This window comes from Acinetobacter sp. YH12129 (genome assembly GCF_013418685.1).
Classification (GTDB): domain Bacteria; phylum Pseudomonadota; class Gammaproteobacteria; order Pseudomonadales; family Moraxellaceae; genus Acinetobacter; species Acinetobacter amyesii.
The window spans coordinates 57,701-77,783 of sequence record NZ_VPBP01000011.1 but is presented as its reverse complement, the minus strand read 5'-3'; the positions used below and the strand labels follow the sequence as shown (position 1 = coordinate 77,783).

Below are 20,083 nucleotides of genomic sequence, written 5' to 3'. Positions count from 1 at the left end.
TTTGGCGAAACAATATTCATTTGAAAGGTTTAGTTGTAATTTTTACTTGTCAGATGAATAAAACCTCCGTATTATGGCGCACATGGAAGCGTGGCAGAGCGGTTTAATGCACCGGTCTTGAAAACCGACGAGGGCGCGAGTCCTCCGTGAGTTCGAATCTCACCGCTTCCGCCAAATTCAAAAAAGCCCCTGTAGTGATACAGGGGCTTTTTTTATCTTAGATTTAAATTGGAGATGGTAGTCATTACATACCAGTGTTTTTAATAATGTCAGAAATGAATTTCAGGCATAGCATTAAGTCAAGTATTGATGTCAGCGTATTTACAGGCTGAATTGAAAGTAAGAAAAAAGAATAATGGTTTATTGATATTATTGAATTTTATTTAATGGCTGAGTTATTCACAACACTCCCAATCAGTGGGCAGAGCTATGATCGCTTATTTTGAAAAAATATCAATTGTATTTTATTTGATCAAATGTTTAGAAGTGTCACGACCCCTTGGCAAGGGATAAAAAAGTGCTATATTTAAATCACAGTAGGTCATAAGCAAGACGCTACTAATAGGTTGGACGGATCAATGACAGCTCGTTGAGTTTAGTAATATTTAAGATGTTTTTGAATATTACAGACAAGAAATCAGCACTAGCCTTCCAACATAGAGCCCGCAGCAATGCGGGCTTTTTAATGTCTTTCAAAATGTGAAAATATAGTGTTTTTGTCAAACAATAATTAAATAGTCAATCTATGTTATTGATATATATTTACTAAAGTAAAATAAGTTTACATTGCCATGAAATCTAACATTTACAAAGCAGGTTGTTGCGTAAAGGTGTGATATAAAAAATTCAATTATTAAAACAAGTAGAGACGTCACTATGACACAGATGATCGATATTAAAGTGAAGGACCAATTTAGTCAGGTTTATGAAGCACAAGCTTTGGTGCGTAATCCTTCAGAAGAAGATTCAAGAGCGCTGTTTCATCGCATTGAACATATCATTATTGCAGGTGAAATCATCCTACCCAGTATCGAGTTGCTTTTTGAAAGTCAAAAATCGGACAGTATTTACAAGCTTTTAGAAGCATAAATTGAATGAATAAAAAAACTCACCGTATGGTGAGTTTTTTTATTTTAGAGATAGAGCTTTAAGCTGTTTGATCTGCTTTAAATTGATTCAAAATATAAGACAGTAACTGATAGCGTGTCATCGGGTTGCTAGAAGACAGTTCAACGTCTTGTTTACGCACTTGAATTTCTTGAGTTAAAACACCAGCTTGAAAGCGTTGCACGATCATATGATCTTTTGATACATCATGGTCGGTCAGCACTAGTTTGGGTCCAAGGTGCAGATGTCCAATCGCATCTAGACATTGTTCAAGGCTGCTATATAGGTTGAAAAGGATGAGTGCCTGATCATTAGAATAATTGGCTAAATTCATTTTTATTATCCATGGTCAAAAATTATTGAGCAGGAATAGTGTATATGAATTGAGCAACAATAATCTGTATGGATTATTTTTCATTTAATGTCTATCTAGGTGACTTTGTTTAAATCATTGAGATAGCTTAAATCTTTATGAAAAATAAGTTGGAATTCGCTTTAAATTAAAGCGGCTTGAATACCAATGGGACATCATAACGGGCAAATTCTTCAATGATACTGTTTAAAACCAATTGAGCTTGAGGTTCCGCTGCTGTAAAGGTGAGTTCTTGGTTCGTTTGGCTGTTAAAGCATTCGACTTGTTCTATACGCCAAATTGTTTCAATGGCTGTATTTTGAATGACCACACGTCTAGGCTGTAATTCATCACTAATTTTTCGTGGCATGACATAGGTAATGGCCAATTGAACATTAGGCAATTCGTCTTGTGAGGTTAAGAAGGTAAATACCCAATTGCCAATTTTGCTGAGTTGCATTGGATTATCGAAAGAATCAAATTCTAAACAAAATTGTTGTGACATTGACATGCTCAAACGCTGGGAGGTCGGTTTAATTCTTGCGATTTTTTACTGTTGATTGACATTAGGGGAAGGTCGTATAAAACAGCAGTTAAAACCATAAAAGAAATAAGTGAATCGATAAAGTTAATAAAATTCAATTTCTTATATTGATATGTGTGAAGAATTACTCACCTCATTAAGTTGTTTTTTGAATGAGAAGTGAGGAAAAGTCTCTAAGTTAAACCAGTTGTTGCAGATTTTTTAGACTGTAATTAATTTGCTGTAATGCATGTTGTAAGAGTTTAGGTTGAATATTGGATTCATTTAGACAGGTGATCCATTGCATCTGACAGGCTTTTAAGTCTGCAATATCCGTGGCCTGTTGAATATTAAGCATTAATTTTTTTGCCATCAGCCCACAATAACGCTGTAAGTAACTGCACATAAAACTCTGCAACTCATCAAAATCATGCTCGATGAAATCAACGGTTTTTTCTGGCAATACAGGATTGTTTGTTGTCGTAGTTTCAGGTGTGGATTGTGGGAATTGATGGGGTGTAGAGCCCATCGCATCCATTGGTAGGGAGGTCGTCAGTGCGTACTGTGAATGAATCTGAGGAACTTCCATCGTAGGAATTGAAACTTCATTAAAAGTCACATGTTCTTGCGCTGTGAGCTCGGATGCAGGGCTAAAGATATTGAGATCGGGCGTTTTGCTAGGCGCTATTTTAGGAGTATTAAAAGCAGAAAAATCGGAGTTTTGAAGGCGTTGATGATCATGTGCTGTAATTGGCTGAATCAGCCCGAGTTCCATCAGTTGCTCGAGCAATGTCGCTTCAGCAATCCGCTGCTGATAATGCACTGGCATTTGGTTAAAGTCATCACTACCAATTAAGAGTAGCAGACGACGTTGTCTAGCATTTAATGCGGGCTGTCGGTCTTTTAAAGTTTGAAAACCCAGCTCAGTTTTTTGATAGTTGAACATGCCTTAATTCCATAGCTCAAAAGAATTAAGGCAATCCTATGCAGTGATAATGACAGTAATATTAAGAAAATATTAAACAATCAATAATTTATAGAGTAATGACGGCAGAATTTTCTAAAGCTTTGCGTAAATATTGGTCTAAGTCATCTTGACGTAATAGCCATTGCACATAGTCCGCAGGTAATTCTGCAATTGCGGTACCACGGTGTTTACCAAAATTAATACTGCGTGGAATGCGAGCATCTTCCGAAGCTTCGTATAATTCTTCGATGCTGTTGATTTTTAAGTGATGCACAATATGCATCAAAATATTGGCAGTTAAAATAATATCCATATCTGCGCGGTGAGCTTTACGGATCATTTCACGGGCTTTTTCACTGCCTTTGGTGATCATATATATCAAGGCAGAAATATTATGCGCTTCTGCATCAGGCCATACTCGACGAGCTAGCGCAAGGGTACAAATGGCTTTGATTTTTGAACTATCTACACCGCATTTTTCGAGCGCTCGAATATCGTAGTCGATATTATGCCCAATGATATATGTCGTCTCTGATGGGAGTTCAAAACTGCTGTAGTGGGGCTGACCTTCAAGATCTGATTCTAAAATATGATGAACAGCCATCGCTGCAAAAGAAATAGCTTCATCACAACGATATAGTTGATCAAAAATTTTAGATTTATCTAAGGTGATTTTGGCATCTGCCACCTGAATTGGAGCATAGGCAATCTCGATGGGTTGTCCATTTAGTGTATGGGTTTCTGTGTCGAGAATGATGGCTTGCATGTCCAGTTCCAGCATGTTGAATAATGTTTATGAATGTACATGATCACATCCATACTGACAAACCCATGCTGTGATTATTTGTAGGAATATTATGAAGATGGCTGCGCAGTGTTTAAATAATCTGCTTTTATCGCATCTGCCGAAATAAAACCTTTACAGCGGGACAAAGCTAAACCATCTTCTAAATCGACTTATTTTAAAGGCTTTTGTCCATCGTGATATCCAAAAATGTCGCTAAGTGGATTAAGCACTAGAGTATGTTCACGATCAATGGCATGGTGGTTTTTCGGCTTTACTTTTGTGCATATGTTTGTGTAGTTGGCAGGGGGGGACAGCATTTTTGTTGATTTTACATTTTGCTTTAACCTCCGAAAAAAATAGCCCAATCTGTATCCAATGATCAGAAATATAAGTTCAGCCATTTTTCTGAGATCGGGGTGGCTGATTTATTTGAATGCTGTTAATCCATATCGAGCTAAAACAAAGTTTTAGTTCTATATTAATTTGATAAATTAATATAAGAGCAATTGCTTGAAAATTAGGCTTGAACAAAAGTTTGTTCCATGTATTTAATGATTCATATTCAATGAAAAATTGACTTTAAAACAACAAACAAAAGGATCATGGAATGAAAATGCTGCGTTTAACGGTTTTAGTCAGCAGTGCGCTATTTTTAGCAGCCTGCGGTAATGATAGTAATGACCAACAATTTAGTAATCCTGAAACAAATGCTGATCTCAATCAGATCAAAAATCCAGTGGTAACTACAACAGCCTATAGTCAAGACAATATGCCTGCTGTGAGTGCAGACAGCCGATTGATGACCTATAAAATGCTAGGAGTAGATGGCAAAGTTGTTCAGCCACAGCCTTAGTCTTTACCCCAAAAACAGTTGCTCCGGCAGGTGGTTGGAAAATTGTGGCTTGGGCACATGGAACGACCGGTGTGGCTGATAAATGCGCTCCGAGCCGACAAGGTTTGCAAGGCACTGAATATTTATTGCAAATGTTATTGGCAAAGGGTTATGTCGTTGTGGCACCCGATTATGAAGGATTAGGGGGACCTAGTGGACGTGAAAACCATCCTTATCTGAATCTAAAAAGTGAAGCCTTTTCGATTACCGATGCCGTTGTTGCTGCTCGAAGTTACTTAACTAGTCAAGGTAAAATGGTGTCGAAGGATTGGGTGTCAATCGGGCATTCTTAAGGTGGTCAGGCCGTGTTAGGTGCAGCTGAATATGCATCACGTGCTGACTTAAATTATAAGGGAACGATTGCCATAGCACCTGCAAATAATCTTGCGCTCATTCTTGACGCAGGCGAGAAGTTAGCGGAAGGTAAACCTGCAACTGTGCAAAGTATGATTTATGCACCTTTAGACAGTTTTACTGCGCAGATTATTGCAGGTATGCAAGGGCATAAAAACAGTGTGGATTATTCAAAAGTATTTAGTGGACATTTGGCTGCGATTGCACCTCAGGCTGAAACAGTGTGTTCAGGCGAGTTAACTACGCTAATTCAAGATGACATGCTCAGTTATGTGAGTCAGAACACGACTTTGGATAACTATGGACGCACGCAGTCTGATTTCTTAACTTTAAAGCCAATCCAAAAATTTATGAGTGAAGGTTCACAGCCTTTAACGACAGCGGTGAAAACGCCGATCATCATTTATCAAGGTAAAGCCGATCAGACCATTCCAGCAGATGCGACTAAATTTATGATTAGCCTTGCTAAGCCGGGAACATCGATTGACTATCGTGAGCAAGCGACAGCGGATCATCTTACTATTTATACCGATAATCTGGCAAATTTTGTGCAAGATGTAGAGACTCTCATGCCAAATCAATAAGTTGATTTGACTTAAATAATGCTCGTGCAGATTCAACATGGGCATTATTTATTTAAAAACAGCACAAACTTCCCTCTCTCATTTCTAAAACTTCATGCTACAATACGCGCCAATCTTAGCACGGCTTAAAAGCCCTAATTTAATAGGACCTCGCTAATGTTTGCCAACACCTCTATTGCTCAATTTGACCCTGAATTAGCTCAAGCGATCTCGAATGAAGATGCTCGCCAAGAAGCGCACATTGAGTTAATCGCTTCAGAAAACTACTGTTCACCTGCAGTAATGGAAGCTCAAGGTTCAAAACTTACTAACAAATATGCAGAAGGCTACCCTGGCAAACGCTACTACGGCGGTTGCGAGTACGTAGACGTGATCGAACAATTGGCCATTGACCGTGCTAAAGAATTGTTTGGTGCTGATTATGCAAATGTTCAACCACACGCTGGCTCACAAGCAAACTCTGCAGTTTACCTTGCGCTACTTAACCCAGGCGATACAGTTTTAGGTATGAGCTTGGCTCACGGTGGTCACTTGACTCACGGTGCTAAAGTTAGTTTCTCTGGTAAAACTTACAACGCAATTCAATACGGTTTGAACCCAGAAACTGGCGAAATCGACTATGAAGAAGTTGAACGTTTAGCTGAAGAACACAAGCCAAAAATGATCGTGGCTGGTTTCTCTGCGTATAGCCAAGTTGTTGATTGGCAACGTTTCCGAGATATCGCGGACAAAGTTGGTGCTTACTTATTCGTAGATATGGCTCACGTAGCTGGTCTTGTTGCTGCTGGTGTTTACCCAAGCCCAGTACAAATTGCTGACGTAACAACAACGACTACTCATAAAACACTTCGTGGTCCACGTTCTGGTTTAATCCTTGCGAAAGCAAACGAAGAAATCGAGAAAAAATTACAATCAGCTGTATTCCCAGGTAACCAAGGTGGTCCTTTAGTTCACGCTGTAGCGGCTAAAGCGATCTGCTTCAAAGAAGCAATGGCGCCTGAATATAAAGCTTACCAACAACAAGTTGTTAAGAATGCGCAAGCAATGGCTGAAGTTCTAATCGAACGTGGTTATGATGTTGTTTCTGGCGGTACTAAGAACCATTTGTTCTTATTATCTTTAATTAAACAAGACATTACTGGTAAAGATGCCGATGCTTGGTTAGGTGCTGCTCACATTACTGTGAACAAAAACTCAGTACCAAACGATCCACGTTCTCCATTCGTGACTTCTGGTATCCGGATCGGTACTCCTGCTGTAACAACACGTGGTTTTGGCGAAGCTGAAGTACGTGACCTTGCAGGCTGGATCGCTGACGTTCTAGACAGCAAAGGTGACGAAGCTGTGATTGCTGCAGTGAAAGAAAAAGTTGCTGCTGTTTGCGCTAAATTCCCAGTTTACGCAAAATAAAACAGACTTGAGAAAAGCCCCCTCAAGGGGGCTTTTTTTATGTCATCAGAAAAATTCAAAAGTTATCTAAACATTTATATTTCTGATATAACGGAATAAGAGATAACAAAAAATTTGCCCATCGCTATAGATCTGCTGGCAAGGTCGCAAAGGAACTTTATATGAATAAACCCAATATTATTCTTTCAGAACAAGATTTACATCGCTTAGAAACCATGTTGGAGCATCAGTCAAAGCTGACACCGACGATGGAGCATTTGGAAGATGAGATGGCGCGCGCTGAAGTGGTTGCTCCACAAGATGTGCCTGCCAATGTGGTGAGTATGAACGCCAAGGTTCTCATTAATATTGCACCTGCGACAGAAGCTACAGAAATTACATTGGTTTATCCGCATGATTTTCGTGGCGATAAAGGCCAAGTCAATGTTTTGGCTCCAGTGGGCGCTGCCATTTTAGGTTTGGCTGAAGGGCAGGAAATAGAATGGCCGCAGCCTGATGGTCACACCATGAAAGTCAAAATCATTAAAGTGCTCTATCAACCAGAGCGTGAAGGGGATTATTTATAATTCCGCTGCGATATACAGATAAAATCCGCACACAAAGCCATCGATACTGATGGCTTTTTTATTTTTCGATATCGCATTTTTAGATATGAAATCGGCAAAAGTTGTTAAGCAGATTTCATTACAACCATAGCAGTTTAACTTGGGAAAACTGTCAAATAATTGACAGAGTCATGGGCACGAAGTCGGCACACTTTATTTCAACAACACCATCGTTGCTTAATAATTTGAAGAATAAGGTAGAGCCCTATGACACAATTAGAATCGAATCATTACAATCCAGACTATCAATATCAGCATATTGAAGTAAAACCTGTAACCGGTCGTATTGGTGCCGAAATTTCTGGCATTCAGTTGTCTGGAAGTTTAGACAAAAGCGTGGTCGATGAATTTAATCATGCACTATTAAAATATAAAGTTGTATTTGTGCGTGGGCAGCAAGATCTCACCGATTTAGAACAAGAAGCCTTTGCACGACTTTTAGGAAATCCGTTGAATCACCCAAGTGTGCCACTCAAAGATGGTACAGCACATACGTTGTCAATTGACTCACGTGGTGGGCGCGCAGATTCATGGCATACCGATATTACATTTTTACCCAATTATCCCAAAGCCACAATTTTAAGAAATGTAGTTGCACCTGAACATGGTGGCGATACAGTTTGGGCCAATACCGTGACGGCTTATGAAGATTTAAGTCCGGAGCTGCAAAAACTGGCGGAACAATTACGCGCGGTGCATAGTAATAGTTATGACTATGCGACTCCCAAAGGTCAGTACAATGAAGAAGGTCGCCATTTATTCCGTACCGCGGTAGAAGTGGAAACCGAGCATCCATTGGTGCGTGTACATCCTGAAACAGGTGAAAAAAGTTTGGTTTTAGGTCACTTCTTTAAACGCTTCAGTGGATATAGTCCGGCACAGTCACGTCGTTTATTTAAACTGTTTCAAGAGCAAATCGTGCAATGGGAAAATATTGTGCGTTGGCGCTGGGCGGTTGGTGATGTTGCGATTTGGGATAATCGTGCGACGCAGCACCGTGCCATCAATGACTATGGTGATGAGCTACGTATCGCCTCACGTGTCACTATCGAGGGCGATGTGCCTGTCGATGTAAATGGTCAGCCGAGTACTGTACTGAAAAACATTCAGAACACCGACATTTCAAACTTGCGTTCTGAAGCAGGCCGTATTTATGAGAAAGCATCTTAAGTATTAGAGCGTCATTTAAAACAGCATAAAAACAGATAAATAATGCGAAAAACAATGGTTTTACATTTTTCAGCACTTGCCTAAGATCGATGAGATCTTAGGCATTTTTTTATAGACGTGAGCGATCAAAAGAACACAGCCCAACAGCATTTGTTGGAAATTTTGCGAAATGAAGACATCTTTCAAGGCTTTTGCGATCAGACGTTAGAACAGCTTGTGCAACAGGTGAAATATTCACGTTTTCATGCGCAGCAGCATATCTTAAAACAACAACAAATCGTGCAGGATATTTATATTTTGCTTTCAGGTACGCTACAAATTGGTTGGTTGCAAAATAATGGTGAATTGATTGTCAATGACTATATCCGTCGCCAGTCAGTATTTAATTTTGTTGCAGTCTTACAACAAAAGCCGTTGAATTATGATTATTTTGCTGCGACACACGTTGAGGTGGCGATCATTTCTGGAACAACGTTTTTAGCGGTTTTACAGCGTGATTCGCAGGCACTTTGGAATGTCGTGCAATCTCTCAGTCAACGCATGTATTTGATGTTTGAGCATAATCGTTATTTGCGAACGGCAACGCTAGAGCAGCGTATTGCTAGACATTTGATTCGACTCTATGAGCAATATGGATGTCGGCAGGAAATTCCTTTGAGACTCAGTCAGCAGGAATTTGCAGAGTCTTTTAATATTTCACGGCAAACGTTGAATAAACATCTGCAGCAATTTGTTCAAACACATGTGATCGCGTGGAATTATGGACAAATCGTGATCTTGGATCTTGAACGTTTAAGGCGAATGAGTGAACTTGATGAATAACTAGATTTAAAATTTGACGAGAAGCCATAATCGCAAATGGCTTCATTGGACTTGTTTTTAGATTAGTGCTTACTGATTTTATCCAAATAACCCATCATAAAAGCAGAAAAAACAAAGGTTAAATGCATGATGATGTACCACATGATTTTGTCATTTGGGATGTTTTTCGCATCCATAAAAATACGCAATAAATGAATCGAAGAAATTGCCACGATTGATGCTGCAACTTTGAGTTTTAATGAATTGGCATCCATGGTGCCGAGCCAGTTCAAGCGATTGGTCGATTCATTAATTTTTAATTGCGAAACAAAGTTTTCATAGCCTGAAAACATCACCATCACAATCAGTCCGCCCACCATAGTCATATCGACCAAAGAGAGGATGACTAAAATCAGGTCAGCTTCTGAATATTCTAAAATATGCGGAAGGACATGAATGACTTCTTGGAAAAATTTAATCGCGAGCAGTAGCAGTGCAAAGGATAATCCAAAGTACACGGGAGCCAGAATCCAACGTGCAGCATACATTGTATTATGGAAAAAACGTTCCATTTAAGCCTCTAAAATTATTGATCTATTATTTGGTTCTAAAGTATATGAATTAAATTTTACGATAATTTTGATAATAATTCATGTAGAGTCAGTTGTTTAATTTAAATCTAGATTGAATCTTTGGGTGTCTTAAGCTTGAATTCATCTGTGTAGGTCATCATATCAGTGGAAATGATGCTGTATGGCTGCTTAGGCGGATCTATAGGCAACGGTTGAGTTTGATGGCGAAATTTGACTGATGAAATAGATGTATTTTTTGCAAAATACTACAAGACTTTTATGGCAAAACTTGTAGTATAAAAATGATTTTATTGAGTTTAATTGGCTATGTCACAAATTGATGTATTGGTGCCGTTAAAGGATATTACGGTAGATCGGGCGGAAGTGCTTTCGATTAAGCGGAATGACCTTGTGCCATTACTGACCGATCAATATCGTCTAAATCATTATGCAGATCAATTAATTCAAGCACAGTCGGTACTGCTAGATGGTGTTGACCCTCAGTTGACGAAGCAACTTAGTCAAACCATTGAGCAGTTGATTCAAGCCTTAGCCAATTCAAAAAAATATTTAAAAACACGCAAATTTAATGCCTTGCAAAAATGGTTAGGCATTGATTTGGAGTACGGTTCAGGACAAGTTGAATATTATAAAAATTTGGATCAATTGCTTGATCGGGCAAATCATCTGAGCCAAAAATTACAGTTAGAAATTCAAAAGTCCCAAGCACGTTTTAATCAATTACAGGGTTTACGTGAGCAAATGGCGCGCTATATCGTCGCGGCTGAAGAATTTTTGCTGGAATACCCACAGTTTGTTAAAAATCAGCATCCGCTTGATAACTTTGCAGAACGCTTATCGAAAAAGGTGAATACGTTGCAAACCTTACAAGCCAGTAATGATATTGCAATTACACAAATGCAGCTTTCTCAGCAGCTTTCTTTTGGTTTATTAGATCGATATAAGGAAGCTCAGCAAGTGTTGATTCCGGCATGGCAATATCATGTGAAACAAAGTCGTCAAAGTAACTCGACAAGTTCATTGGAAAAGCTTGATAATAGCCGTGAAAATTTGATTAAAACTTTAAAAAAATCATTAGAGAATTCCTCTAAGTCTTAGAAATATAAGGTGAGTTATGACCGATTTAGATGCCAAAAATTTACCCGTTGAAGTAAGTAAAGAATTGACTGAAGAAAAGTTTCAGCAACTCAATTTACAGGAAATTGGCTTACAAACTTCCGATTTTCACGAAGTCGAAGCTGCACGTAAGGAATTGGCAGATTTAAGTCATAATAGTGTTGCCGAATATGGTAAAAACATTGCCACCAAGACGTCGACCTATACCGATGAATTATTAAATTTGGTGCAAAATAAAGATCTGGATGCGACAGGTCAAAAGCTCAATCAGGTGGTACAAGTCGCACAGCAATTGAATACCACGAGCATTTTAAATAAATCGAAAAGCTCAGGATTTTTTGGTGGTTTACTGAGTAAATTTAAAGGTGCCAAGCAAAGTTTTGATCAGCACTTTAATACCACTAAAGAGCAAATTGATGCTTTAGTTAAAGAAATTGAAACTTCGCAAAATGGCTTAAAAGCGCGTGTAAATACCTTAGATAAAATGTTTGAAGGCGTACAAGACGAATATAAACAATTAGGTGTGTATATCGCCGCAGGTAAGTTGAAAGAGCAAGAAATTCAACAGGAAATTACAAGATTAACCACTCAAGTTCAAGATCAAACCACTACGCAAAAAATCTATGACCTCAATCATTTGGCAAATAATCTTGAAAAACGTGTGAGTGATCTACAGATCTTGCAACAATCTGCTATGCAGACCTTGCCGATGATTCGCATAATTCAATCCAACAATTTGATGTTGGTCGATAAGTTTTATGCTATTAAAAATATCACCTTACCGGCATGGAAAAACCAAATTAGCTTGTCGATTTCATTGCAAGAACAAAAGAACAGCGTGCAATTGGCAAATAGCATTGATGATGCGACCAATGACCTGTTAAAACGCAATGCAGATTTGTTGCATCAAAACTCTGTCGATACAGCAAAAGCCAATCAGCGTTCAGTGATCGATATCGAAACACTTGAACATGTGCAAAATACCCTCATTAAAACCGTTAATGATGTGATTCAAATTCAGAAAGAAGGTGTGCAAAAGCGTGAAGAAGCAACGACACGTATTCGTGCCTTACAAAACAATTTGAATCATTTAGTGATTGAATCGAGTGGTTCAAACCCTTCTTCATAAGCTGTGAGGGGGGTGAAAATATAATCTGAAGGAGTATGTCTTTGCCTCCCATTGATGAATATGCGCTAAATCCGCAGCAACTGGAAACAGGGCTTCAAACCATTAAGAAGCGTCAACGCAATTTGACGTTATTGACTTTAACCAGTGTTTCTGTGCTGATCGTTTCAGCTGTGATGTTGTTTATTCAGCATGATATGGTTTATAGCTTTTTTGGCCTAAGTTCTAGCGTACAGCAACTGCATATTCCCGTTAGTGCAGGTGATTTGACATATCAACTCGGTGAGTCTTCCGACTATTTTTTAAACTTTTTATCCTTTATTGGTTGGTTATTTCTCAAACTCATCGTTTCATTTATTGGCGCATTTTTCTTGGTTGGATTTCTAAAGAAATTTCAATTTTTTAGAATTCGATTCCAATCTTTTGTATTGAAATTTGTCGGCTGGATTTTATCGTTTATCGTGCTTTGGTCAGGCTTAACTTATGTGCAATATGACCTTAATCATGATGACCGTGCAGCAGATCAAAAATTGGTACATTATGAAAAAAATATTCAAGAAAGCCAGCTGGCTTTCGAGATGGAAGATGCACAATTGGCAAAACCCGTGCAAGCCTATTTACTTGCACAAGCTGCTTTGATGCATAAGCCTGTAGATCGTGCGACAGCAATTCCTTTGGTGCAATCCTTAATCAATGCCGAGCAACAAAATCCAGCAAAATTCCGTGAATACGGTTTTCAGCCTGAACAGCTCTGGGCAATGCAAAATCAGCTATTTGATAAAACCATGACACCGATGGCGCAAAGCGTGGAAAAACAAGTTCAGCAAGCCAATGTAGTAGAAGTTGTTGTACGTTGGGTGTTGATCGCCGTGATGGTACTCACGCTGGTTTTGAGCTTAATTTTGTATCTACTATCTCAGCATTTCAAATCACGGATTAATCGAATTGAGCAGGGACTTCATTAACAGGCCTATTTTCTTTTTAGATCATTGCATTGCTCAGAATAAAAATCCCCATCACATTGTATGGGGATTTTTGATCTTGGGTAGATTAACTTGCGCGATGAAACAGTTGTCGAAGTTCCTGTGTAGAAAAAGTCTGATCATTCACTTCGCCATCCACAAGGTAAAAAGGAATGGGGTGCTGTCCCTTTGATTTTACATATTGTGTAATTTCATGCTGACGGTCTGCAATATCTTTATGTTGAATTGAGCGCAGTACTTTTGAGCCATCTAAACCAATGCCTTCAATGATGCTTTTTAAAACCTGAATATCAGCAATATTTTGACCGTGTGCAAATAATGCATGGAATAATAAGGCTTGAGTCAGGGCATATTGATCCAGAATATTGTCCAAGGCCAAAATACCTTGATGAGCCAGTTGACTGTTTGGCATACGTTTCATGTGCTCAATATTGACAATCACATCTTCGCTATAAGCGGCAAACTTTGTCATTTCGAGTTTTCGATTTGCTGCACTTGCGCCATACTTATTGGTTAAATACTACAGCACATCTAAGCCTTGTTCAGGAATTTCAGGAACGCGTTGAATCGGCAATAGCTCTACACGGGTTGCGGTATGTTCATTCCAGTTTTGTTTTAACTTTTGAAATGCGACATAACTCATGGGATAAACAATATCAAAGACAAATTCAATTTTCATTATTCTGCTCACTGTTGATTTTATACTTGTAGATCGATGGCTGATTGATGCAAGGGATTGATTGTGGCTTTATTGATGGAACTCAAAAGCAGTCAAATCACCTGATATTTCATTTGATTTAATGCCGTCTTGCTGAAATGAAACTTAAAGCTTTATAAAGATTTTGTAATTAATCAGGACGTAAGTGGGTCTTGCGCAGGCTTGGTGTGATTTCAATAAAAAAGAAAAAAATGAGGGATTTATCACGATATATATGTACGAAATAAATCATTTTAATGTTAATATAGGCCCATATATTTATGATTTAGAAAGAAATTTAATCATTTAATTTGAAAAACCGATTAATTTTATAAAAACAAACCGTTTCACCTATTTAATGGTTTGTTCTATCATTCTCTCATCAAATAAATTTACTCCTCTGGAGACGTTAGCAATGTTAGATCAAAATACTTCTGCTCAATTAAAAACCTTACTTGAACGCCTTGAAGGCCCGATTGAAATCGTCGCGACTTTAAACGGCACTGACAAATCAGACAAAATTAAAGAATTGGTGACCGAAGTTGCTGCCTTATCTGATTTAGTGACTGCACGTTTTGACGGTAACAACAGCCGTGCGCCAAGCTTTGGTATTGCAAAAGCAGGTGAAACACCACGTGTATTCTTCGCAGGTCTACCGATGGGCCACGAATTCACTTCTTTGATTTTGGCATTGTTACAAACCTCTGGTTATGCACCGAAAGTTTCTGACGAAGTACTGAATACCATTAAAGGTTTAGGTCTTAAAACTGACTTTGATGTGTTCGTATCACTCAGCTGCCATAACTGTCCTGACGTGGTTCAAGCCTTGAACCTAATTGCGATCTATAACCCAGGTACAACTGCAACCATGATTGATGGTGCATTCTTCCAAGACGAAGTCGAAGAACGCAAAATCATGGCTGTACCAATGGTATTCCAAGACGGTGAGCACATTGGTCAAGGTCGTATGACCTTGGAAGAAATCATTGCTAAATTAGACACCAACTCTGCCGCAAAAGATGCTGAAAAGTTAAATGCCAAAGAAGCCTTTGATGTTCTTGTGATTGGTGGCGGCCCTGCGGGGAATACTTCTGCAATCTATGCAGCACGTAAAGGCATTAAAACAGGTATCGTGGCTGAACGCATGGGCGGTCAGGTCATGGATACGATGGACATTGAAAACTTCACGTCGATTCAAAAGACTCAAGGTCCTAAGTTTGCTGCTGAAATGGAAGCACATGTACGTGAGTACGGTGTGGACATTATGAACTTGCAACGTGTATCTGACATCAAAGGTGCTGACCAAACAGCTAATGGCTTAGTTGAAGTGACTTTAGAGAATGGTGCAAAACTTGAATCTAAAACAGTGATTCTTTCAACAGGTGCACGTTGGAGAGAAATGAACGTTCCGGGTGAACAAGAATACCGTACACGTGGTGTTGCATACTGCCCACACTGTGACGGTCCATTGTTTAAAGGTAAACGTGTTGCGGTGATTGGTGGTGGTAACTCAGGTGTCGAAGCGGCGATTGACCTTGCAGGTATTGTGGAACATGTAACACTTGTTGAATTTGATACCAAACTTCGTGCTGACCAAGTCCTTCAAGACAAGTTAAACAGCTTACCGAATACCACTGTGATCATGAATGCATTATCTACAGAAGTGGTTGGTGATGGTTCACAAGTGACTGCACTGAACTACAAAGACCGTGCAACTGATGAAATCAAAACGATTGAATTGGCAGGTATCTTTGTACAAATCGGTTTGTTACCAAACACTGATTTCTTAAAAGAAACAGCAGTTGAACTTTCAAACCGTGGTGAGATCGTAATTAACGAACGTAACGAAACCAATGTAAAAGGTGTATTTGCTGCCGGTGACTGTACAACAGTACCTTACAAACAAATCATCATTGCAACAGGTGAAGGCGCGAAAGCTTCATTGTCTGCTTTTGATTACATCATCCGTTCGGGTCAATAAAAGAAAGGCCAGTGTGTTTCGAGAAACACGCTGGCCGCGCTGAATGTTGTCATTTGAATATTATTTTTCTTAATATTCTCGTTTTACAGGAACTTTGGATGCTAACACCGGAGTTCCTTTTTTTGTCTGCAAAATTAGGATTCAAAAATGTCCCCACACATTTTGAATCCTATTCGTTGCCCAGCTATTTTTGTTTTACAACCTTATTTTTATACTTTCCCCAAGGTTGTTTCTCTATAAAATATAAAGCGGAGTATGCAATTAATATACCAATCACATCACGAATTTAAGATTTAAATAAATTCAAACCTTTAAACTTCTCCATTAACTGCTCATCTGTCTCCATGTATTCAGGATGAGGCACAATGCACTCAATCGGACAAACTGAAACACAAGTTTGGTGCGCATAGAAACCGACGCATTCAGTACAACGTGCGACATCGATTTCATAAATCTTTGAGCCTTCATAAATGGCATCATTGGGACATTCAGGTAGACACATGTCACAATTGATGCATTTGTCTGTAATCAACAAAGCCATAAAGTAAACTCAAGCCTGATAAGCTAAAGTTGAAGCCGAAATATCCACTGTCGAATTGGGTAAGTTACGAATCAGTAAGGCGTATCGCATATCCACATCGGCAGGTACAGGAATATCCACGATATGACCTGAACCTTTGGCATCGTCAATTAGATTACCTTTTTTATCTTTCATTTCAGTTAAAACGAAGGTGATGTTGCCTGAAGTGGTCATCAGTTCTAAAGAATCACCTACAACAAAACGGTTTTTCACTTCGATTTTAAGAGAGTCACCATTGCGTTCTAAGACTTCACCTACAAACTGTTGATGATCAAAACGTGAAGAGCCGGTTTCATAGTTTTGATATTCACTATGTACATGGCGGCGTAGAAAACCTTCGGTATAACCACGGTTCGCAAGACCTTCAAGCTGAGACATGAGAGCAGGGTCAAATGGTTTACCAGAAAGGGCATCATCGATGGCTTTACGATAAATTTGAGCGGTACGCGCACAGTAGAAATAAGACTTGGTACGGCCTTCAATTTTTAAAGAATGAATGCCCATTTTGGTTAAACGGTCAACATGCTGTACAGCACGCAAGTCTTTCGAGTTCATGAAATAAGTGCCATGTTCATCTTCTTCGGCAGCAAACATGTCTTCTTCATTGCGTTGTAATAAAACCGGCTCGCCGAATTGGTGTTGTTCTAGGGCGTGTTGCTCATCGGCATTTTTATTATTGCAGCATGATGATTCTTTAATTTGTGTGACTGGAATAACATCACCAGTTTCATCTTCAACTGCATCGTGAATTTTATAATCCCAACGGCATGCATTGGTACATGCACCTTGGTTTGCATCACGTTTATTCATATAGCCAGAAAGTAAGCAACGACCGGAGTAAGCCATACATAATGCACCATGTACGAAAACTTCAATTTCCATATCAGGTACATTGTGTTTAATTTCTTCAATTTCTTCGATTGATAATTCACGTGACAGAATGACACGTGTCAGTCCCATATTTTTCCAAAATTTAACCGTTGCCCAGTTCACCGCATTGGCTTGGACAGACAAATGAATGGACACTTCTGGAAAATGTTCACGCACCATCATGATTAGACCAGGGTCAGACATGATCAGTGCATCAGGATTCATGGCAACCACAGGTTCAAGGTCACGGATGAAATTTTTCAGTTTTGAGTTATGCGGTTGGATGTTTACCACCACATAAAACTTTTTCCCTAAGGCATGAGCTTCTTCAATGCCAATTTTTAAATTGTCATGGTCGAAAGCATTATTGCGCACACGTAAGCTATATCGCGGCTGACCTGCATACACGGCATCTGCGCCATAAGCAAAAGCGTAGCGCATATTTTTTAAAGAGCCAGCAGGTGAGAGGAGTTCGGTTACGTGTTGAATCGTCATGTCAATAAAGGCATAAAAAATTTATGGCTTTATTGTAGTGATCTAAAAAAAGGATTCAACCAAGTATTTTAGTTGGGTTTTCAAGATATTCCGTTTTCCAAATGTTTTAAAATTTGGCAATCATTAATTTGACTGGTTTCATTACAGCTAGCACGGAGCTTACTTAACTGTATTTTAAAATTTTCTAATTCTTTAATTTTTTCAGAAACTTGACGAATGTGATTATCAATTAATTCATTCACAGCATGACAGCTTTGCGTAGGGGATTGCTCAAGTTCAAGCAGGGTTTGAATCTCGGTGAGAGAAATATCGAGGTTTCGACAGCGCTTAATAAAAACCAAACGTTTGTACATTTCTTCATCATAATAGCGATAATTGTTGTCTGCGCGGAAGCTAGGTTTCAGCAGTTTTTTCTTTTCATAAAAGCGAATACTGTCAATGCTTACCCCAGATTTGGTGGACAATTCTTTAATCAAATAATGTTTTTGTACGTTCATGCTTGACCTTGGAGTGAGTCCATAGTTTTGAATAAGAGTAATACAAATCCATTGATTTTAAAATTGGAGCACATTTATGGCATGTACATGTAGTCATGAGCCAGCACCAAACAAACCCAACAGTAAATTTCGTATCGCACTTTGGATTGCCTTAATCATTAACGCCATGATGTTTTTGGTGGAGGTGATTGGTGGGGCTTATGCACATTCTTCTGCGCTTTGGGCGGACTCGCTGGATTTCTTTGGTGATGCTGTAAATTATGGGGTTTCATTAGCCGTGCTTGGCGCCAGTTTATATTGGCGTGCAACAGTTGCCTTGGTGAAAGGTTTTGTCATGGCAGCGTTTGGGATCGTTGTGATTGCCAAAGTGCTCTATGCTTATGCCAATGGGATCGCTCCTGAACCAATCACCATGGGTGTGATTGGTATTCTGGCCTTAGTCGCTAATGTCATCTGTGCATACGTCTTATATGCCTTCCGTGAAGGTGACTCCAATATGCAATCCGTTTGGCTATGTAGCCGTAATGATGCGATTGGTAATGTCGCAGTGATCTTGGCTGCAGTCGGGGTGTTTGGTACAGGCAGTCTATGGCCAGATTTGATTGTGGCCGCAATCATGGCGATCTTAGGTTTAACGGGTGGTTATCAGGTGATTCGAAAAGCACTGCAAGAGCGTAAGCAAAAAGATATTCTGAGTACCCCTTGCTCTTAAAATACTTACTCTTAAATCCACCGTTAATGGCATTCATTTTATCCATGTTTTTAACGCAGATGAATAGTCGTTAAATCGCTAGTTGAAATTAAAATAGCCGTCAGTTTTATACGAAATTTTCCTGACTGCTAATTCGATAAATCATCTGAAATCAGACTGTATTTAATGGGGTGCTCAGGTTTTATCTACAGACTCCCATTAAGTTATGCTTTACAATAGCGCGCGAAAATCATGTTTAAAAATTAGGTTTTCTACCTTAAAAGCTTTATGTTTAGGCTCCATTGGTGCATCAGGTAAATTAAATGTCGAAAAAGCAAGACATCATTAACGTTGCGCTCCAACTCTTCAATTCTTATAGCTATAACTCGATTGGTATAGATCGAATTATAGGGGAATCGGGCGTTGCTAAAATGACGTTTTATAAATATTTCCCCTCTAAAGCCAAATTAATTGAAGAATGTCTCGTGATTCGAAATCTTAATTTACAGGAATCACTTGAAGCTGCTATTGCAGAATGTGATCCAGAAGACCATCTTTCACATATTAAAACCATTTTTGCTTGGTACGATGCTTGGTTTCATACTGCAGATTTCAATGGTTGTATGTTTCAAAAAGCAGTAGAAGAAATATCTAAAGTTTATCCGTCTTCATTGCAACCTGCGATTGACTATAAAGAGTGGCTCAAATCAAAATTAAGTACTGCCTTACAAAATCTGGGCATTCAGCAAACTGAACAACTCGCTGCATTTCTGAGTAGTATTATGGATGGCATGACCATCCAAGCCCAAATTGACCCCAACCAAGTGCATTTAGCAGAGTATTGGAAGCGAGTTGAAACCTTAATTCGTTTGGAATTGGCTGCTTAAAAATTTGTTTGTAGG

21 protein-coding genes, 1 tRNA gene and 1 pseudogene are annotated in these 20,083 nt (G+C 39.0%); 13 read left to right on the top strand and 10 right to left on the bottom strand.

Features of this window, described 5'->3' with window-relative positions; genetic code table 11:
- The first annotated feature begins 84 nt into the window (after window positions 1–84).
- Together FTU65_RS07925 and FTU65_RS07920 are read left to right on the top strand one after the other, a co-directional pair.
- Window positions 85–174 (top strand) — tRNA-Ser (locus tag FTU65_RS07925).
- Window positions 175–876: 702 nt separating this feature from the next.
- Window positions 877–1,089, top strand: a complete 213-nt coding sequence (locus FTU65_RS07920) for a hypothetical protein (protein WP_078189132.1) — start codon at window positions 877–879, stop codon at window positions 1,087–1,089.
- 58 nt (window positions 1,090–1,147) lie between these two features.
- On the opposite strand, the gene FTU65_RS07915 is transcribed toward FTU65_RS07920, so the two are convergent.
- The 4 genes from FTU65_RS07915 to FTU65_RS07900 all read right to left on the bottom strand — a co-directional run bounded on the left by FTU65_RS07915 (window position 1,148) and on the right by FTU65_RS07900 (window position 3,715).
- Complete coding sequence (locus FTU65_RS07915) at window positions 1,148–1,441, bottom strand: hypothetical protein (RefSeq protein WP_111885765.1); 294 nt, start codon at window positions 1,439–1,441, stop codon at window positions 1,148–1,150.
- A 166-nt stretch (window positions 1,442–1,607) separates the two neighbouring features.
- On the bottom strand, window positions 1,608–1,964 hold the full coding sequence (locus FTU65_RS07910; protein ID WP_180008268.1) for a hypothetical protein: 357 nt from the start codon (window positions 1,962–1,964) through the stop codon (window positions 1,608–1,610).
- Between the two features lie 217 nt (window positions 1,965–2,181).
- Window positions 2,182–2,928 (bottom strand): hypothetical protein, encoded by a 747-nt coding sequence (locus FTU65_RS07905; RefSeq protein WP_180010897.1) that lies wholly within the window; start codon window positions 2,926–2,928, stop codon window positions 2,182–2,184.
- 88 nt (window positions 2,929–3,016) lie between these two features.
- Window positions 3,017–3,715, bottom strand: a complete 699-nt coding sequence (locus FTU65_RS07900) for a 3'-5' exonuclease (protein ID WP_180010895.1) — start codon at window positions 3,713–3,715, stop codon at window positions 3,017–3,019.
- A gap of 628 nt (window positions 3,716–4,343) precedes the next feature.
- Between FTU65_RS07900 and FTU65_RS07895 the strand changes: the two are divergent.
- From FTU65_RS07895 to FTU65_RS07875, 5 genes and pseudogenes are all read left to right on the top strand, one after another.
- Window positions 4,344–5,566 (top strand): annotated as a pseudogene (locus tag FTU65_RS07895) (alpha/beta fold hydrolase).
- Between the two features lie 156 nt (window positions 5,567–5,722).
- Window positions 5,723–6,976, top strand: coding sequence for a serine hydroxymethyltransferase (glyA, locus tag FTU65_RS07890; RefSeq protein ID WP_111885761.1), 1,254 nt, complete (start codon window positions 5,723–5,725; stop codon window positions 6,974–6,976).
- Between the two features lie 161 nt (window positions 6,977–7,137).
- A complete protein-coding gene (gene rnk, locus FTU65_RS07885) occupies window positions 7,138–7,542 on the top strand; it encodes a nucleoside diphosphate kinase regulator (RefSeq protein WP_078189125.1) in 405 nt (134 codons plus the stop codon).
- A gap of 246 nt (window positions 7,543–7,788) precedes the next feature.
- Window positions 7,789–8,751 carry a TauD/TfdA family dioxygenase gene (locus FTU65_RS07880; RefSeq protein WP_180009479.1) on the top strand — a complete coding sequence of 321 codons (963 nt, stop codon included), beginning with the start codon at window positions 7,789–7,791 and terminating at the stop codon, window positions 8,749–8,751.
- Between the two features lie 117 nt (window positions 8,752–8,868).
- Entirely contained in the window at window positions 8,869–9,573 is a 705-nt protein-coding gene (locus FTU65_RS07875; protein WP_180010893.1) for a Crp/Fnr family transcriptional regulator, read from the top strand.
- 62 nt (window positions 9,574–9,635) lie between these two features.
- Here the strand turns inward: FTU65_RS07875 and FTU65_RS07870 are convergent, their stop codons facing one another.
- Window positions 9,636–10,124 (bottom strand): TIGR00645 family protein, encoded by a 489-nt coding sequence (locus tag FTU65_RS07870; protein ID WP_078189122.1) that lies wholly within the window; start codon window positions 10,122–10,124, stop codon window positions 9,636–9,638.
- Between the two features lie 327 nt (window positions 10,125–10,451).
- On the opposite strand from FTU65_RS07870, the gene FTU65_RS07865 reads away from it, so the two are divergent.
- From FTU65_RS07865 to FTU65_RS07855, 3 genes are read left to right on the top strand one after another with little or no spacing between them, the layout of a single operon-like run.
- Entirely contained in the window at window positions 10,452–11,243 is a 792-nt protein-coding gene (locus FTU65_RS07865) for a tellurium resistance protein (RefSeq protein WP_078189121.1), read from the top strand.
- Window positions 11,244–11,259: 16 nt separating this feature from the next.
- Complete coding sequence (locus FTU65_RS07860; RefSeq protein WP_180010891.1) at window positions 11,260–12,390, top strand: toxic anion resistance protein; 1,131 nt, start codon at window positions 11,260–11,262, stop codon at window positions 12,388–12,390.
- 41 nt (window positions 12,391–12,431) lie between these two features.
- Window positions 12,432–13,352, top strand: coding sequence for a hypothetical protein (locus FTU65_RS07855; protein WP_180010916.1), 921 nt, complete (start codon window positions 12,432–12,434; stop codon window positions 13,350–13,352).
- An 85-nt stretch (window positions 13,353–13,437) separates the two neighbouring features.
- On the opposite strand, the gene FTU65_RS07850 is transcribed toward FTU65_RS07855, so the two are convergent.
- Entirely contained in the window at window positions 13,438–13,842 is a 405-nt protein-coding gene (locus tag FTU65_RS07850; protein ID WP_257222706.1) for a DsbA family protein, read from the bottom strand.
- Window positions 13,843–13,890: 48 nt separating this feature from the next.
- The gene (locus tag FTU65_RS16310) at window positions 13,891–14,049 is read right to left on the bottom strand and encodes a hypothetical protein (protein ID WP_257222656.1); all 159 of its coding nucleotides are present in this window, start codon (window positions 14,047–14,049) and stop codon (window positions 13,891–13,893) included.
- A 433-nt stretch (window positions 14,050–14,482) separates the two neighbouring features.
- On the opposite strand from FTU65_RS16310, the gene ahpF reads away from it, so the two are divergent.
- Window positions 14,483–16,048, top strand: coding sequence for an alkyl hydroperoxide reductase subunit F (gene ahpF / locus FTU65_RS07845; RefSeq protein ID WP_180009476.1), 1,566 nt, complete (start codon window positions 14,483–14,485; stop codon window positions 16,046–16,048).
- A 286-nt stretch (window positions 16,049–16,334) separates the two neighbouring features.
- Here ahpF and FTU65_RS07840 read toward each other — a convergent pair whose 3' ends face one another.
- The 3 genes from FTU65_RS07840 to FTU65_RS07830 form a co-directional block, all read right to left on the bottom strand.
- Window positions 16,335–16,589 carry a YfhL family 4Fe-4S dicluster ferredoxin gene (locus FTU65_RS07840; protein WP_168379317.1) on the bottom strand — a complete coding sequence of 85 codons (255 nt, stop codon included), beginning with the start codon at window positions 16,587–16,589 and terminating at the stop codon, window positions 16,335–16,337.
- A 9-nt stretch (window positions 16,590–16,598) separates the two neighbouring features.
- On the bottom strand, window positions 16,599–17,993 hold the full coding sequence (gene yegQ / locus FTU65_RS07835) for a tRNA 5-hydroxyuridine modification protein YegQ (protein ID WP_180010889.1): 1,395 nt from the start codon (window positions 17,991–17,993) through the stop codon (window positions 16,599–16,601).
- 80 nt (window positions 17,994–18,073) lie between these two features.
- On the bottom strand, window positions 18,074–18,490 hold the full coding sequence (locus tag FTU65_RS07830; RefSeq protein ID WP_168379319.1) for a Cd(II)/Pb(II)-responsive transcriptional regulator: 417 nt from the start codon (window positions 18,488–18,490) through the stop codon (window positions 18,074–18,076).
- Window positions 18,491–18,566: 76 nt separating this feature from the next.
- Here FTU65_RS07830 and FTU65_RS07825 point away from each other — a divergent pair, with 76 nt between their 5' ends.
- Both FTU65_RS07825 and FTU65_RS07820 read left to right on the top strand, forming a co-directional pair.
- Window positions 18,567–19,202, top strand: coding sequence for a cation transporter (locus FTU65_RS07825; protein WP_180065809.1), 636 nt, complete (start codon window positions 18,567–18,569; stop codon window positions 19,200–19,202).
- Window positions 19,203–19,504: 302 nt separating this feature from the next.
- The gene (locus tag FTU65_RS07820) at window positions 19,505–20,068 is read left to right on the top strand and encodes a TetR/AcrR family transcriptional regulator (RefSeq protein ID WP_180065811.1); all 564 of its coding nucleotides are present in this window, start codon (window positions 19,505–19,507) and stop codon (window positions 20,066–20,068) included.
- Window positions 20,069–20,083 lie beyond the last annotated feature (15 nt).

Excerpts from the sequence above, each read along its gene's own strand:
- FTU65_RS07900 (WP_180010895.1), bottom strand. The coding sequence starts at position 3,715 with ATGCAAGCCATCATTCTCGACACAGAAACCCATACACTAAATGGACAA.
- FTU65_RS07825 (WP_180065809.1), top strand. The coding sequence starts at position 18,567 with ATGGCATGTACATGTAGTCATGAGCCAGCACCAAACAAACCCAACAGT.
- FTU65_RS07910 (WP_180008268.1), bottom strand. The coding sequence starts at position 1,964 with ATGTCACAACAATTTTGTTTAGAATTTGATTCTTTCGATAATCCAATG.
- FTU65_RS07865 (WP_078189121.1), top strand. The coding sequence starts at position 10,452 with ATGTCACAAATTGATGTATTGGTGCCGTTAAAGGATATTACGGTAGAT.
- FTU65_RS07840 (WP_168379317.1), bottom strand. The coding sequence starts at position 16,589 with ATGGCTTTGTTGATTACAGACAAATGCATCAATTGTGACATGTGTCTA.
- FTU65_RS16310 (WP_257222656.1), bottom strand. The coding sequence starts at position 14,049 with ATGAAAATTGAATTTGTCTTTGATATTGTTTATCCCATGAGTTATGTC.
- FTU65_RS07860 (WP_180010891.1), top strand. The coding sequence starts at position 11,260 with ATGACCGATTTAGATGCCAAAAATTTACCCGTTGAAGTAAGTAAAGAA.
- rnk (WP_078189125.1), top strand. The coding sequence starts at position 7,138 with ATGAATAAACCCAATATTATTCTTTCAGAACAAGATTTACATCGCTTA.
- FTU65_RS07880 (WP_180009479.1), top strand. The coding sequence starts at position 7,789 with ATGACACAATTAGAATCGAATCATTACAATCCAGACTATCAATATCAG.
- FTU65_RS07905 (WP_180010897.1), bottom strand. The coding sequence starts at position 2,928 with ATGTTCAACTATCAAAAAACTGAGCTGGGTTTTCAAACTTTAAAAGAC.
- glyA (WP_111885761.1), top strand. The coding sequence starts at position 5,723 with ATGTTTGCCAACACCTCTATTGCTCAATTTGACCCTGAATTAGCTCAA.
- FTU65_RS07920 (WP_078189132.1), top strand. The coding sequence starts at position 877 with ATGACACAGATGATCGATATTAAAGTGAAGGACCAATTTAGTCAGGTT.
- ahpF (WP_180009476.1), top strand. The coding sequence starts at position 14,483 with ATGTTAGATCAAAATACTTCTGCTCAATTAAAAACCTTACTTGAACGC.
- yegQ (WP_180010889.1), bottom strand. The coding sequence starts at position 17,993 with ATGACGATTCAACACGTAACCGAACTCCTCTCACCTGCTGGCTCTTTA.
- FTU65_RS07850 (WP_257222706.1), bottom strand. The coding sequence starts at position 13,842 with ATGACAAAGTTTGCCGCTTATAGCGAAGATGTGATTGTCAATATTGAG.
- FTU65_RS07820 (WP_180065811.1), top strand. The coding sequence starts at position 19,505 with ATGTCGAAAAAGCAAGACATCATTAACGTTGCGCTCCAACTCTTCAAT.
- FTU65_RS07915 (WP_111885765.1), bottom strand. The coding sequence starts at position 1,441 with ATGAATTTAGCCAATTATTCTAATGATCAGGCACTCATCCTTTTCAAC.
- FTU65_RS07830 (WP_168379319.1), bottom strand. The coding sequence starts at position 18,490 with ATGAACGTACAAAAACATTATTTGATTAAAGAATTGTCCACCAAATCT.
- FTU65_RS07870 (WP_078189122.1), bottom strand. The coding sequence starts at position 10,124 with ATGGAACGTTTTTTCCATAATACAATGTATGCTGCACGTTGGATTCTG.